This is a genomic window from Mycobacterium fragae (genome assembly GCF_002102185.1).
Taxonomy (GTDB): Bacteria; Actinomycetota; Actinomycetes; order Mycobacteriales; family Mycobacteriaceae; genus Mycobacterium; species Mycobacterium fragae.
Map to the genome: position 1 here is coordinate 132299 of NZ_LQOW01000002.1, position 13827 is coordinate 146125.

Consider the following 13827-nt stretch of genomic DNA (forward strand, 5'->3'; position numbering starts at 1 on the left):
GCATGAGCAGGCTCGCGGCCGAGGCGCCCGTCTTGACCCGCACGGACGGGCCGGTAGCGCGCCTGACGCTCAACCGGCCGGACAAACGCAACGCGCTGAGCCTCGAGCTGATGGAACAGCTGATCGCCCGGCTACAGCGGCTCGGCGCGGACCCCGAGGTGCGGGTGATCGTCGTCGACGCCGTCGGCCCGGCGTTCTCCGCGGGCCATGACCTGGGCGAAATGATCGGCCGCGACGTCCCGTTCTACCAGCGGCTGTTCGACGTTTGCACCGAGCTCATGGAAACCATCCACCGCCTACCCCAACCGGTGATCGCCAAGGTCGAGGGAATGGCGACCGCGGCGGGCTGTCAGCTGGTCGGCGCCTGCGACCTCGCCGTGGCCGCGGACGGCGCCCGTTTCGCCACCCCGGGAGTCAAGATCGGTCTCTTCTGCTCGACCCCGATGGTGCCGTTGTCGCGCGCAATCGGCAGGAAGCGTGCGCTGGAGATGTTGCTCACCGGCCGGCCGATCACCGCTGAGACGGCGCTGGATTGGGGCCTGGTGAACCGCGTCGTCCCGGCGGAAGCCCTCGAAGACGAACTCGGCGCGATCGTCGACGCCATCGTGACTTCCAGCCCACTGACGGTAGGGCTGGGCAAGGAAGCGTTCTACGCGCAGATCGAGCTCGATGAACACCGCGCCTACGACCTGACGAAAGCCGTCATGGCGATGAACGCCCGCGCTGACGACGCTCAAGAGGGCATGTGCGCCTTCCTCGAAAAGCGTCCGGCGACGTGGCGAGGGCGCTAGGCCGCTTTCAGTAGTGATAGGTGTCCGACGGCGCGGGCATGTGAACTCGTTCGTCCTCGAATTCCGCGACTTCGATGCCGTACGCCCGAGCCAGTTCGAGTATCTTGGTGGCCCTGGCGACGCGCGGCAGGTCAGACCCGTTGCGGATCTCTCCCCCGTCGCGTTCGAACTCGGCGAAAAACTCTTTGGCCCAGCCGATTTCATCCTGTGACGGCGATAGCCCCTCATTCACCACGGAACATTGGTCGGGGGTAAGGCAGATCTTGCCGGTCATTCCGAACTCTGCGGAGACAGCCGTGGCCTCGATCAGCTTGAGCGGGTTGGAGCCGATCGTCGGCCCGTCGATTGCACTGGGCAGGTTGGCCGCCTTGGCGGCGATCGTGAAGCGCGACCGAGCGTAAGCCAACGTGGCGGTGTCTTCTCCGAAACCGGTGTCCCGGCGGAAATCACCGATGCCGAAGGCGAGCCGGAAAGTTCCCTTGGCCGCGGCGATTTCGGTGATGCGCTCCAGACCTCGGGCCGTCTCGACCAGGGCCACGATCGGGACGTTGGGCAGTCGTTTGGCTGTCTCGGTGACATGGTCCACCGATTCGACCATCGCCAGCATCACACCGCCGACCGAGGTGCCGGCGAGCATGGCCAAATCGTCCGCCCACCAAGGTGTGCCGAAGCCGTTGACGCGGACCCAATCGCCGTTTTTGGCGCGAAGCCAACGTACGACGTTGTCGCGGGCGGTCGCCTTGTCCTTGGGAGCGACTGCATCTTCGATGTCGAGGACGACGATGTCGGCGGGTGAGCGCGCGGCGTCCTCGAACCGGTCCGGGTGCGCGCCGTTGACCAATAACCAGCTCCGGGCGAGAACCGGTTCGATGCGTGAGCCGACGCCGGTCGGGTCCGCCGCTGGGGTGTCGATCTGTTCGGACATCGGTTGATCTGCCGTTTCTTTATCTTGTCGCTGTCTACGTCGTTCTAGTCCCGACCGTAACGGCATCGCAAAACGCGTGGTCAGACGGGTATCCCACATTGCGGTTCGTCTCCGGCGATTTGTGGCTTGGCTGAACGCCTCACGAGTCGCGATCCGTCGTGGGAGAGCATGGCGGAAGCCGGTGCAGCCTGTCGGGGTCGTTACCTTGCACCTGGAGGCAGCGTCGTCCATCGGCTGCGGTGACAACGCCGATCGGCAGCTCCCTACGGTCGCCGCTGTCCAGCTCTACGAAGAGCTGCAGTTCTCCGGAATCGACGAACAACATGGCGTCGTCGTTGGAAAGCTTCCAGGGCTGGCCATCGGTGGGCCACCGGCCACCGAGGAGCCGAATGTCGCCACGGCCATCTTCCTGGCCTTCCGCCTGCTCAGCCGTAATGCAACTAACCCACAGTTTCGCCGGCAAGGGACGGAAGTACACCGCGAGGCGCTGGCGGTTGAGGTCTACGTCAACCGGTATTCCGATTGGAGGCAGCGACGTCCCCTCCGGGCAGTCGTTCAGCGATTTTTTGACTTGACGCGACCCGATCCCAGTGCCGAACCAGTCGATCGTCAACACGGTGGTGAGGTACTGCGCGATCGCCAGGGTCAAAAGACCGCCTGCGCCGGCGGCCCCCACTCCTGCAGCCCCAGCTGCCCAGGTCACCGGCAGCGCAAGCAGACCCACAACAGCCGCGGTGCCCGCCGCCGCGGCCACCTTGCCCGCGGCCGTCAGATTGAAGTTCGGGTTCACTTCCGGATCCGGGGGATTCTGCGCCGGTCGCACACCCACTGTCCGCGGCAGCTCATCGAACCGCTCGCTGACTCGCTTGACTTCCGCCTCGTAATCCTCATCGCTGAGCTCACCTGCACGCCTCTTGTCGCCCGCGGCCTTCAGTGCCTGCTCGAGACTCTCGATGGTTTCCCGGTCGGCCCGCCGGGTCTCCTGCTCCTTCGGGTCGCGCGGTATGCCGTCAAGGCCCATCTCATAGGTCACCTTGAAGGTGGCCTCGAAGTCGTAAATCTTGGTTTCGGCGCTCACCGTTCCGTCGACGACCAACCGGCCGTCCTCGGTTCGGGGCACGATATCGGCGTCGAGAGCGTCCAGGCTTCGGTCCTGACCGCCGATATTGATGGTCTTCGGGCCCGCCAGCAAACACGGCGCATCCGCGTCGAAGTCGCTCTCGTCGAGACCAAAGCTTTTCATCACGGTGTCCCGGACCTGTCGCAGGATGCTCCACCCGGTGACGGCCAATCCAGTCTTCTCATGCGGGTTTTCGGCCAGGATCGACGCGGGCAGCTCCTCACCGGATGGCAGCGCGCGCAACGTCTGCAGCTGGACCACCATGGACTCCTGGATCGCATCACCGACCTCAAAGCGCTGCACAACGGCGTCAAGAGCCTTAAACGTGCTGTCGTCCCGGGCTTCTGGGTCGACGTCCACCGGTGACGGCAGCAGTTTCTGAATCCCGTTGTCACCCATCTCGGCAAGCTTCGGGCGGACCGCGTCGGCGATCTGGGCGCCCAGCGAATCGAGCACCCTGATCCTTGCCTCCTCGTCGGAGAGGCTCGGATGCTGGAGCTTTTCCAGGTTCACCATCAGTTCGCCGGCGATGCAGTGGGTTATCCAATACGCCTCGGCGTAGTCAAGTTCCCAGCTGATCCGGGGGTCTTGTCCGGTGAACACCACGTCGCCTTCGGAACGGCGCTCAATGTGCGGACCGAATAGCCGCGTGGCGTACTGATCGCGGAGCGAGGTGGCCACCAGCACAGGAGCATCTTGCGTGGTGAAGTTCAGTGCGATCGTCTGCTTTCCCGGCCCTATTTGGTGCGGCTCGAGCTGGTCGTGAATTGTCAACCGTCCGAACAGGGGAATCTCTTGGTAGGGAATTTCGCGCGACTCTCCTGCGCGCGGTCCGTCCGGAATGGTGATGGTCGCGGGCGGCAATTCGACGAGCGGGATACAGGTAACCGAATCGATGACGATTTTCGAATCGAAGATCACCAGGTCGATCGCGAAATGCCGCAACGGATCACGGGACTCACCGTCGATCTCCTCCTGCCACAGCCGCTGCTGCGAATCGAGGATGAACCAGACGCGATCCAGCGTGAGGTCGAGAGTAGCCGTCGCGGAGTATCCGGTTCCATCGACGGACTGCGTGTACTTGTCGCCGCTGAACATCTCGACCGTCTGATCCTGGACGCGTTCGCGATGAATTTCGATGATCGTGTCGGGGCGTTGCATGTCGACTCCCAGGTGTTCGGCTTGCCTTGCGCATGCTGTACCCGCAACGGCGTAACTTGAGACACGCCCTCGACCCTGATCCGCCTAGGCCCCAGTCAACCCCTGAGGCCCGCTATGAACCGTTGCACGCTTCGCGTCAGGGATCGGGGGACATGGTCGGGATCCACTAGGTCGGTCTCCGCCAGCGGGCCCGCTTCCCCGTCCACGGTGCGCTCGGTAAATGGACACAACGTCCGGCCTTGACCTCGAAGCGCCTCGATGGTCTTCAGTAACGACCGGTGCCGGAGCAGCGCATGCTCAAGCTCGTCGAGAGACACACCCAAGTGCTCGGACACCAAATCGTCTCGGATCGAAGTGATTTGGCGGCGGAGGTCATTGTGTTCCGGACTGTTAGCGTCGGCCTCGACAGCCACATCGCACTCGCTGTCAAACCCCATCGACCGATTGTTGAGATTCGACGAGCCGATGCGCAGTAGCCGATCATCGACCACCAAGAACTTCGAGTGGGCATAGATCGGCGTACCGCCGTCGGTCACCGGCCAGTAGACGCCCAACCGGCGATGCTTGTCCGCTGCCCAGAGCACCTGAATGAGCCGGTGGCGTGCGCTGTCCATCGTCCCCCGCTCGAGGGGGTTGTTGCCTCTGCGAGCAAGGACGATGACGATTTCCGGGCCGTCGTCTTCCCTTAGTCGATCGGCCAGCGCATCGACGAGGCGTCGGGCCGCCAGATATTGGTTCTCCAGATAGATCGTGTGGCGTGCCGCCGCTATGGCGGCAAGGTTCAGCGCCTCGACCTCTCGGACCTCGGGGCGACCGTCGAGCTCCGGCAAGGTGCGCGCGATCCCGATGTCGACGTTGCGCAGCGCCGGTTCCAGTTTGTTCGGCCAGGTGATGTGCTTCGCCTCAACCGGCGCCAACGATCGACCCGTCGCGCTCTGCCACCGGACTCGAGCTTGCTCACCAAGCGCGCGAGCGGCCGCACCGTCGACGGCTGCTGCCACGTCATGCCGAGGCCCATAGCTGCGACCCATTGTCCGACGGCCGTGACTGTCATGCTGATGCGCACGGGTGTCCCATCGGCCGGCCGTGAGGTCGATGCCGCCGCAGAACGCAACTGCATCATCGATGACGACGATTTTTTGGTGATGGACCGATCCAGTCGGGTGGGCGCCGTCGATGGCGAAGTGCATTCGCTTGCTACTGATCTGGTTCACAAACGCGACGGGAGTGAGCCCGAACCAGATGCCGTCAAACGCCGGGAGCAGACGAAGGTTGGATTTCAGCAAGTAGACCTCGAGAACTGATCGTTTCCACAGCATCCAATAGAGGAAGGCGCCGAGCTGATTGGGGCCGGGGAGTGTGCTGGCGCCCCGCTCGAATGTCATCCTGGCGTCGAAATCCCAACCGATCAGCATGATTCGGTGCCGGGCGCGCAACATCGCCGCCTTTACGTACTTGAAGTAGTCTGCCGCGTCGACGATGTAGGCGAACTGATCGGCGCGCGCCACACACCAGCACGTCTGGCCGGGAGTCAGCAGTCGATCGTCGCGCATGCTGGATCTCTCATCGACCTCGACGGTTCAGAGCGGACACATGCAGTATCTATCACGTTCAAGTCGGCGCTGCTTACACCGAGAGCGATCGTCGCGCCGATGCCGCCCCGTCATAGCGCCTCGCCAATGTCGGGAAGTAAGGCAATGTCCTGCGGCTGGCCGTTACGGAACATAGCGGCAGTCTCCCGGACATTTCTCTTTGCCCAATCGATATTAAAGCGGCTTAGCACCTGGTACTCGGCCTTGAAGCGTTCTGCTCGATCCCCCACCCGTTCGACCGCTTGATCTCTGACGGATGTCGCTGCAGTACCAGTAGAGGAGGTCGTCGAGGCTGCCCGACCGGTCGAAGCCGAGTTGTCCTCGCTCGTAGAAAGTGAAGTGATAGGAGCCGTCATCGGCGATATAAATATTCAGGCCATCCCTGGTTCGGAATCCCACCGGCATGGGACGAACGCCAAGCTCCTCTGACAGCCGATTTATCTCGATTTGGAGTTTCGCCGACTTATCGTCCGAGGCACGGTCCGTATGCGTCAAGGATTCCCCCGTCTACCAGTTCTTCAAGCTCAGATTCAGGCCATTCTGGCGGTACCAAGGTTCCACCGGACTAGTGGGACGCGAGTGCATGTCGAGCCGCTTCGAAGTGCGTGTCAAACAGTGCCTTGCGCCACGCCCACACTTCATCGATTCCCCGCGCCTAGAGGCGGCGACCCCAAGTCGTCGGTCATACCGCTGAGAGCGAACATGAAGCGCCACTTCTTCGACCTGTTGTCGAGTCCGAACTCATTCGGCGCATCTAATGGTGCCAGCATAAAGTCGACGCCGCCCTCTCTGGCTGACCAGCACACTTGAAGTTTGCAATCCGGACCGCGGTAGAACACTGCCCATGCCGGGCGCTCGCCGTATACGACATCAGGGTCAACCTCATCAAGGTCGAAGCCGAGGGCCGACAGCGTCGGCCCCATGTACCGTTCCACATCGCTGGAGCTCATCGTCGATTACCCACCCTCGTGCGCGGAAAGCATAGGCCGTACCTCGGGCCCGCGCCCTTCACCTTTTCAACGCTCGTGGTGTCCGGCCGCGCGCTAGCCACGTGTACTACGGATGACGGGCGAAACAGCGCCGCATCGCCACAGCCCACGCAATCCGAAAACGTGCCCGCCAGCCAAAATTACGTCCGTATCGTGAGGCCATGGATGTGCCGGGGCCCGAGCGGCCCAACGAACCCTCGGACTTCGTCAATCGCCGCCAGCTGCTCCGACTCGCAGGCGTACTCGGTTTGGCCTCCAGCGTGAGCGGCTGCTCGAGCAAGCCGTCCGCGACCACTCCGCGGCCGCCTTCAACTCCGAGTCATGCTGCGGCGCCGGCAACCGGTACCAGCCTGGCGATGGGGCCACCAGCGGGGCCGACACCTGCGCGCCCACCCACCTCAGCACCGTTGCTATGCCGAGATGCTTGGGGCGCGCGACCTGCCCGCCCCGGAGGGCGGCCCCACACCATCACCCGTTTGACCCTCCACCACGAGGCTGTGGTCCTCGGCGACAACCGTAATGCCCCAGGCCGCTTCCGCCAGGACCAGCGCTACCACCAAGACCAACTGGGATGGGTCGACATCGCATATCACGTCGGCGTCGACCGCAATGGCAACCTCTACGAACTGCGCACCACCGAAATTGCAGGCGACACCGCGACCGACTACGACACGACAGGCCATTTCCTCGTCCTCTGCGAAGGAGACTTCGATCAAGAGGTCGTGTCGGAGGCCCAGCTGCACGGAGCCGCGCTCGCGTTCGCATGGGCCGCGCAGACCTTCAGCGTCGCGACCAACACGTTGGCGGGCCATCGAGACCTAGCCCAGACTTCTTGCCCGGGTGCCAACCTCTATGCCCATCTCTCCTCAGGCGACCTCAAGCACCGCATTGACGATCTGCTGGCCGCCGGCCGCGTCGATCTCCAGCGCTTTTGCGGACCCGACGCCGCCGCACAAGTCGCAGCTATCGAGGCGGGCAATTAGCGACCACGCATGTCGGATTCTGTGGGAAAAACGGCCGCAACCCGCTAGTGGAGTGACCGTGCAGCGGCGCAAACTGGGCCAATCCAGTGAGGAGCAGACAAATGGACATCTACGAAGCGCTCTACACGACCAGAATGATGCGGCGGTTGCGGCCGGATCCGATTCCGCTGGACACGCAGGCCCGCATCCTCGATGCGGCCGTTCGTGCCCCCAACGGGGCTAACACCCAACGCTGGCACTTTGTCGCCGTTGACGATCCGGAACTCATACGCGAGTTCGGCCAACTGTTTCGGCAGGCCCGCGCCCTCGAATACGAGAAATTCAGCACGGGGACCGGACCGATGGTAGCGCCGGCGCCCGGTTCGGATCCGGCCGCTCACGCCGAAACGATGCGCTGGATAAAAGGCTCGGGAAATTACCTGGCCGACCATTTCGAAGAAGTCCCGCTGTTGCTTTTCGTCTTCGCGATCGACGACCTCGGCGGCGCCAACATCTATCCGGCGATCTGGAGTATCTTGCTGGCCGCACGTGCCGAGGGTGTTGGCGGCGTGATGACGCTGGTGCTCCGCAATTTCGAGGACAGGGTGAACGAGCTACTTGGCGTCCCCGTTGAAGAGGGCTGGAAGATGTCGGCCATGCTGACCCTCGGCTACCCACGAGGAAAGTGGGGTGTGGCAGCCAACCGACGTCCCGTGCAAGAGGTTTCATCCCGCAACCACTGGGATTCCCCATTCGGTGTAGAGGTACCGCAGCCGCTGTGGCCGCCTCACGGCGAGATGACGTCCGACCTGGCCGCGACGGGATGATTGACTACCGGCCGTGAAAGCGATTGTCGCGCGTGACCGCGCTGCCGGTATCGGTGGGCTTTCTCTAGTTGAAATGCCCTGCCCGCATGCCGCAGAAAACGACGTCATCGTTCGGGTTCATGCCGCAGGCTTTACTCCGGGTGAGCTCGACTGGCCGGCGACCTGGACTGACCGCGCCGGGCACGACCGGACCCCCAGCATCCCGGGACACGAAGTCTCCGGCGTCGTCGCCGAGCTGGGCTACGGCACAACGGGATTGACCCTGGATCAACGGGTTTTCGGGATCACCGACTGGGCCCGCAACGGCTCGCTCGCGGAATACGTCGCTGTGGAGGCCCGTAATCTTGCGCCGTTATCGGCGCACGTTGATCACACCGTGGCCGCCGCGTTGCCGATTTCCGGACTGAGCGCGTGGCAGGGATTGTTCGAGCACGCGCATCTTGTCACGGGCCAGACAGTTCTGGTTCACGGCGCCGCCGGCGCCGTTGGTTGCATAGCGGTGCAACTCGCTCGTGAGGCGGGAGCTCGCGTGATCGGCAGCGGTCGTGCCGACCACAGAGACACTGTTCTGGGTCTCGGCGCCGACAGCTTCGTGGATCTGCGAGAGGATCACCTGGAAGATGTCGGCAAGGTAGACGTGGTATTCGACGTGATCGGCGGCGAAATCCTCAGGCGCTCAGCGGCATTAGTGCGTCCCGGCGGCGCGCTGATCACCATCGCTGAACCGCCGCAGGTGCAGCCAGAGAACGGACGCGCCATCTTCTTCGTCGTCGAACCTGACCGGGCCGGTCTCATCGCGCTGGAACACAGACTTCGCGACGGCCGGCTGCGCCCGATCGTCGGTTCTGTATGTTCACTGGCCGAAGCGCCCTCGGCATTCGACCCCGCTCATCGCACACGGGGGAAGACCGTCATCGCAATCGCCGACGCTGACTAAACCGTCTGCATCGTCGGCACATTTGCGATCGATCACCAGATCTTCACGCGCTGATCGCCGGCGCGCACCATCGTGTCGCCGGGCTTGCATCCGAACGCCTGGGCGAACTGCGGCATGTTGCTGGCCGCGGCGAACGCGCGAATCTCGTCCGGCGGGTGCGGATCAGTGTTCAAACTCAATTCCTCGGCCTCCTCGCGGGTGGTGCCTTCCCAGATGCGAGCGGAGCTGAGGAAGAAGCGCTGGTCCTCGGTGAAGCCGTCGATTTTCGCGTCGGCTTCGCTGGGCTTCGACTTGAGCGCGGTCTGCAGCGCGTCGTAGGCGATGTTGAGACCACCCAAATCGGCGATGTTTTCACCCAGCGTCAGCGCGCCGTTGACATGCAGGTCCGGCTTGCCCGGAATCGGCGCATAGCCGTCGAACTGCTTGACCAAGGCCGCGGTGTGTTCGTCGAACTGTTGCTTGTCCTCGGGCGTCCACCAGTTGACGCGATTGCCGTGGCCGTCGAACTGACGGCCCTGATCGTCGAAAGCGTGGCTCGATTCGTGACCGATCACCGAGCCGACGCCGCCGTAGTTGACCCCGTCGTCGCCCTTGGCGTAGTAGAACGGCGGCTGCAGGACCGCGGCCGGGAAGTTGATGGTGTTGGTGGATGGCTCGTAGTACGCATTGACGGTCTGCGGCGTCATCTGCCATTCCGCGCGGTCGGTCGGCTTGCCGATTTTGTCGATGTCGTAGTGATAGTTGTACTTGTCGGCCGCCTCGAGGTTGGCATACCAGTTGCCTGGTTGGATGCTCAGACCGCTCCAGTCGCGCCAGTGGCGCTCGTCCGGATATCCGATCTTGGGTAGGAACAGCGCCCATTTCTCCAGCGCTTTCTTCTTGGTCGCCTCGCTCATCCAGGTGGCGTTCTCGATGCTGTGTTTCAAGGCATTACGCACATCGGTGACCAGTTGTTCGGCCCTCGCCTTGGCTTCGGGCGGGAAATATTTGGCGACGTACAACTGGCCCAGTCCCATGCCCATGGCGCCGTTGACCGCACCGACTACCCGCTTCCAGCGCGCCTTCTGCTCGGGTTGACCACCCAATGTCTTGCCGTAAAAGTCGAACCGGTTGTGCTGGAACGGGTCACTGAGCGCGAACGCGGCATCGCTGACCACATTGAATTTCAGGTAGGCCCGCCATTGTGAAACCGGTGCGGTCGCCAGCAGGTGATCGAATTCGGCAATGAACTTCGGCTGCGACAGCGAGAAACCGCTGCGCACCTCGACGCCCTGCGCCTTGAAGAATTTCTCCCAACTGAAGTGCGGGCTGACCTCGTCGGCCTGGGCGAACCTGACGAAGTGGTATTGGTTGTCGAGATCGCGCAGTTCGGTCGGCGACAGCGAAACCTTGGCCAGCTCGGTTTCGAACGACAGGACCTGATCCGCTTGCTTCTTGGCGTCGGCCTCCGGCGTGTTGATCAATTCCAGCGACTTCGCGATGTGGGCCACGTAGGCGTCACGGATCTTCTGGTGCTGCGGCTGAAGGTAATACTCGGGGGCAGGCAGACCCAGCCCGGACTGACTGACGTAGCCGATCTGCTTGGTCGCATCCTTGAAATCCGCGCCGGAGCCGAAGTCGAAGATGTAGCTGTCGCCGTTGTTGAAGCTTCTGTCGATGAAGTCAACGATGTCGGCGGGCGTCTTGAGGGCGTCGACGGCCGCCAGTCGCGGCTTGATCGGATCGAACCCCAGCCTATTGATGGTGTCGGTATCCATGCCGCCGGCATACAGGCTGCCGAGTTTTTGCTCGAGCTCGCTTCCAGAGTGGTTCTTGCCGTCCTGCGCAGCGGTTTCAAGGATCTGCTTCTGCTCCTGCAGGCTCTTTTCGGCCAGCACATTGAATGCACCCCAGCTGGTCTGGTCGGGCGGGATCGGATTGGCCTTGTTCCACTTCGCGTTCACGTAGTCGGCGAAGTCGTCGCAGGGGTTGTAGTGACTGTCCAGGTCGAACGCTATCGGCTGCACGGGGAAGCTGGTGGCCGCGGGCGCGTTTTGGTGCTGGGCGGCGTGGTGGCAGCCCGAAACAGCGAGCGTCAGGCCACTGACCAGCACGATCGGTGTCACCAGAAACTTGCGCACGGATTCCTTTTTACTACGCTCCTGTGACGCGCAGTCCCCTTCGCTCCTCAAGCTCGTCTTCGGTAACCCATTCGCGCATCGGTTGCCCGGGCACGCAAAACAATGTAAGGACGAAGCTACAAGGAATGTCAGTGCGGTTGTTAGCGTCCTGATAGTGGATCACGTCGCCGCCGGGTCCCCAGAATGCGTCTCCAGCGCGGAGGACGCGTGGCACTTCACCCTCGAGTTCGAACAACAGCTCACCGTCAATCATGTAACCGAATCCCGGACCGCCAGGAAGGCGATGTGGCGGGTAACCGGGAGCGCCCGGTGGATGCTTGATGAGAACCGTCATCACACGGGCACCTTCAGGAATCAGCGGTGACTGTACTTCCTGCAGGATGGTTATTGTTGATTCCGATTCGGAGTCAGTCGTATCCTGCAACTTTTGTGACCCCTCTCATGGTTGCGAACGGACGCGCAGCCGGACGCAGCAGTACGTCAGAGTGCGATGGGATCACTTGGGTTCCCATTCAACTTCAGTAAATGCGGCGGCTGAAGTTCGCGTCGATCCAGTCGGAGTATCGAGTAGCGAAGATGGTGGCGTGCTCGTCGGGTGCCAGGGTGTGATCGTCGATCACCGCACCGAAGTACGGCGCCTGCGCGTCAGTCACAACCCGACGTTGATCACCAATGGCGGCAAGGCCCGCGCGGACAAAATCGTCCATCCCCATTGCTTCGGGTCCGGCGATCTCCGCTACGCCATTGATAGGGCGCCCGACCGCCACGCCGGCTACGGCGGTGGCGACATCGTCGGCGGCGATTGGGCGGAACAACGCGTGTGGCAACCTGACAACGTCTCCATCTGTCGCGGAATCGGCCAAGCCAACAGCGAATTCGTAGAACGGAGTTGCCCGCACGATCGAATAAGGCCGGCCCGAGTCCTTGATCAGGTTTTCCTGAGCTGCTTTCGCGGTGTTGTAGCCGCTATCTGGCATGATCTGCGCGCCCACTACGGACAAGGCGACATGGTGCTTGACTCCCGCTTCCTGTTCAGCAGCGAGGAGATTCGTGGTCGCGGTCGTGAAGAAGTGCATTACAGGTTCATCGTCGAACAACGGTGAATCGGCAACATCGACCACGACGTCCGCACCGGCGACGGCGTTCGCGAGGCCTTCACCGGTGAGTGAATCGACACCTGACCGCCGTGAGGCGGGGATCACGTCGTGTCCCTGCGCGGAGAGCTTGGCCGCTACCTTCGAGCCGATAAGCCCGCGACCGCCAATGACTACGATCTTCATGCTGAACCTTTCAAAGTTTCATCCGCGGTGGGTTAGCTTGCTTCCCGCCGACATTGCTTGGGGATAAAGCGATTTCGAACATACAGCTCACTGTCAAATAGGTCCACCGGGGAATTTCAAGTCGAAGCGCTTACAGAGTTCGGGAATACTGTCGATATCCATCTCCAGGTCGTACCGCGCACAGAGTTCGTCTAGGTTCTCTTTCGATATCTTGTCCACACCGCCGAGGTCGGAAAGCTCGTCGAAGAACTGCTCGAATCCTGCTGGGGAAATGATCTCAAGTATGCGGGCGGGCTCATCGCCCGCGTTCCAGAATGTATGCCATTGGCCTCGTGGCTTGAAAATGAAGTCGCCAGGTCCGCCGTAGAGCACCTCATCGCCAAGCAAAGCGCCTACGCGTCCCTCGATGATCCAGCTGTACTCATCTTCGTTGTGGTGGCGATGAAGCGGTGCGGCTAGCGCTCGGGGTGACATCGGATGCTCGAGGGCGGAGAAGCGCCCTTCAGCCTGAAACTTATCGATGATGTGGCGGACACCGACCGTCCCAATGAACACGGACTTGCCTTCGGTGCGGCCGACAGTCTTAGCCGGCGGGCCGCCGGGTCTCAAAATGTCACTTGTCACTGCAGTCTCTCTTTCTCAGCCCGAAATCCATTGCCAAAACCGACTTTTACTCGTTAGCCAAGCGCGGCCAGGTTGGCGGCCTCGGTGGACGCATACGAACCTGCACTGGTCCCCAAGGTTGTTACGAACAGCTGATGGATAGCCGCGGCCTGGGCACTGATTGCCTGATAGTTCTGGGCATGCGCGGCGAACTGCATCGCGGTCAGCGCCGAAACCTCATCAGCCGCCGCAGGAATCACTCCGGTGGTCGGGGCGGCCGCGGCAGCGTTTGAGGCGACCGCCTCCGAACCAATGGCCTGCAGGCCATCAGACGCTATCGTCAGTATCTCCGGCTGTGCGGTTACGAAAGAATTGTTCATCTTTGCTCCTAGGCCCAGCTGGAGCCGACGGCGGCGTCGGTGGAGGCCATGTTGGACCCGGCTGTTTGCACCTTGGAGCCGTGCTGGTTGGCCTGTTCGTAGATCACCTGGAAGTTGCGACCCAACTGGGTGATGAACTC

The 13827-nt window shown here is 62.4% G+C and carries 13 protein-coding genes and 2 pseudogenes; 4 read left to right on the forward strand and 11 right to left on the reverse strand.

Annotated elements, in window-relative coordinates:
- Window positions 1-2: 2 nt before the first annotated feature.
- Window positions 3-791, forward strand: a complete 789-nt coding sequence (locus AWC06_RS00685) for an enoyl-CoA hydratase (RefSeq protein WP_085193365.1) — start codon at window positions 3-5, stop codon at window positions 789-791.
- A gap of 7 nt (window positions 792-798) precedes the next feature.
- Here the strand turns inward: AWC06_RS00685 and AWC06_RS00690 are convergent, their stop codons facing one another.
- The 5 genes and pseudogenes from AWC06_RS00690 to AWC06_RS00710 all read right to left on the reverse strand — a co-directional run bounded on the left by AWC06_RS00690 (window position 799) and on the right by AWC06_RS00710 (window position 6539).
- Complete coding sequence (locus tag AWC06_RS00690; RefSeq protein ID WP_085193366.1) at window positions 799-1716, reverse strand: HpcH/HpaI aldolase/citrate lyase family protein; 918 nt, start codon at window positions 1714-1716, stop codon at window positions 799-801.
- Window positions 1717-1855: 139 nt separating this feature from the next.
- Window positions 1856-3997, reverse strand: a complete 2142-nt coding sequence (locus tag AWC06_RS00695) for a hypothetical protein (RefSeq protein ID WP_085193368.1) — start codon at window positions 3995-3997, stop codon at window positions 1856-1858.
- A gap of 95 nt (window positions 3998-4092) precedes the next feature.
- The gene (locus tag AWC06_RS00700; RefSeq protein ID WP_085193370.1) at window positions 4093-5550 is read right to left on the reverse strand and encodes a phospholipase D-like domain-containing protein; all 1458 of its coding nucleotides are present in this window, start codon (window positions 5548-5550) and stop codon (window positions 4093-4095) included.
- Window positions 5551-5660: 110 nt separating this feature from the next.
- Window positions 5661-5994, reverse strand: a pseudogene (locus tag AWC06_RS23455) (hypothetical protein).
- A gap of 233 nt (window positions 5995-6227) precedes the next feature.
- The gene (locus AWC06_RS00710; RefSeq protein ID WP_227371017.1) at window positions 6228-6539 is read right to left on the reverse strand and encodes a hypothetical protein; all 312 of its coding nucleotides are present in this window, start codon (window positions 6537-6539) and stop codon (window positions 6228-6230) included.
- Window positions 6540-6934: 395 nt separating this feature from the next.
- On the opposite strand from AWC06_RS00710, the gene AWC06_RS23460 reads away from it, so the two are divergent.
- The 3 genes from AWC06_RS23460 to AWC06_RS00725 all read left to right on the forward strand — a co-directional run bounded on the left by AWC06_RS23460 (window position 6935) and on the right by AWC06_RS00725 (window position 9304).
- Window positions 6935-7561 carry an N-acetylmuramoyl-L-alanine amidase gene (locus tag AWC06_RS23460; protein ID WP_227371023.1) on the forward strand — a complete coding sequence of 209 codons (627 nt, stop codon included), beginning with the start codon at window positions 6935-6937 and terminating at the stop codon, window positions 7559-7561.
- A gap of 101 nt (window positions 7562-7662) precedes the next feature.
- Window positions 7663-8367 carry a nitroreductase family protein gene (locus AWC06_RS00720; RefSeq protein WP_085193375.1) on the forward strand — a complete coding sequence of 235 codons (705 nt, stop codon included), beginning with the start codon at window positions 7663-7665 and terminating at the stop codon, window positions 8365-8367.
- A 13-nt stretch (window positions 8368-8380) separates the two neighbouring features.
- Entirely contained in the window at window positions 8381-9304 is a 924-nt protein-coding gene (locus AWC06_RS00725; RefSeq protein ID WP_085193378.1) for an NADP-dependent oxidoreductase, read from the forward strand.
- Window positions 9305-9336: 32 nt separating this feature from the next.
- On the opposite strand, the gene AWC06_RS00730 is transcribed toward AWC06_RS00725, so the two are convergent.
- The 6 genes and pseudogenes from AWC06_RS00730 to AWC06_RS00755 form a co-directional block, all read right to left on the reverse strand.
- A complete protein-coding gene (locus AWC06_RS00730) occupies window positions 9337-11424 on the reverse strand; it encodes a M13 family metallopeptidase (protein ID WP_085193380.1) in 2088 nt (695 codons plus the stop codon).
- A 13-nt stretch (window positions 11425-11437) separates the two neighbouring features.
- Window positions 11438-11812 carry a cupin domain-containing protein gene (locus tag AWC06_RS00735; protein WP_372458046.1) on the reverse strand — a complete coding sequence of 125 codons (375 nt, stop codon included), beginning with the start codon at window positions 11810-11812 and terminating at the stop codon, window positions 11438-11440.
- Window positions 11813-11942: 130 nt separating this feature from the next.
- Window positions 11943-12704: an SDR family oxidoreductase gene (locus AWC06_RS00740; protein ID WP_085193384.1), complete on the reverse strand. Its 762-nt coding sequence runs from the start codon at window positions 12702-12704 to the stop codon at window positions 11943-11945.
- A 93-nt stretch (window positions 12705-12797) separates the two neighbouring features.
- The gene (locus AWC06_RS00745) at window positions 12798-13328 is read right to left on the reverse strand and encodes a cupin domain-containing protein (protein ID WP_227371016.1); all 531 of its coding nucleotides are present in this window, start codon (window positions 13326-13328) and stop codon (window positions 12798-12800) included.
- Between the two features lie 53 nt (window positions 13329-13381).
- On the reverse strand, window positions 13382-13687 hold the full coding sequence (locus AWC06_RS00750; protein WP_085193388.1) for a PE family protein: 306 nt from the start codon (window positions 13685-13687) through the stop codon (window positions 13382-13384).
- A gap of 8 nt (window positions 13688-13695) precedes the next feature.
- Window positions 13696-13827, reverse strand: a pseudogene (locus AWC06_RS00755) (type VII secretion protein EsxI); the annotation flags it as partial.

Bases quoted from the DNA above. Each gene is read 5' to 3' on its own strand.
- AWC06_RS23460 (WP_227371023.1), top strand. From the start codon at position 6,935: ATGGGGCCACCAGCGGGGCCGACACCTGCGCGCCCACCCACCTCAGCA.
- AWC06_RS00710 (WP_227371017.1), bottom strand. From the start codon at position 6,539: ATGAGCTCCAGCGATGTGGAACGGTACATGGGGCCGACGCTGTCGGCC.
- AWC06_RS00750 (WP_085193388.1), bottom strand. From the start codon at position 13,687: ATGAACAATTCTTTCGTAACCGCACAGCCGGAGATACTGACGATAGCG.
- AWC06_RS00685 (WP_085193365.1), top strand. From the start codon at position 3: ATGAGCAGGCTCGCGGCCGAGGCGCCCGTCTTGACCCGCACGGACGGG.
- AWC06_RS00700 (WP_085193370.1), bottom strand. From the start codon at position 5,550: ATGCGCGACGATCGACTGCTGACTCCCGGCCAGACGTGCTGGTGTGTG.
- AWC06_RS00690 (WP_085193366.1), bottom strand. From the start codon at position 1,716: ATGTCCGAACAGATCGACACCCCAGCGGCGGACCCGACCGGCGTCGGC.
- AWC06_RS00720 (WP_085193375.1), top strand. From the start codon at position 7,663: ATGGACATCTACGAAGCGCTCTACACGACCAGAATGATGCGGCGGTTG.
- AWC06_RS00695 (WP_085193368.1), bottom strand. From the start codon at position 3,997: ATGCAACGCCCCGACACGATCATCGAAATTCATCGCGAACGCGTCCAG.
- AWC06_RS00740 (WP_085193384.1), bottom strand. From the start codon at position 12,704: ATGAAGATCGTAGTCATTGGCGGTCGCGGGCTTATCGGCTCGAAGGTA.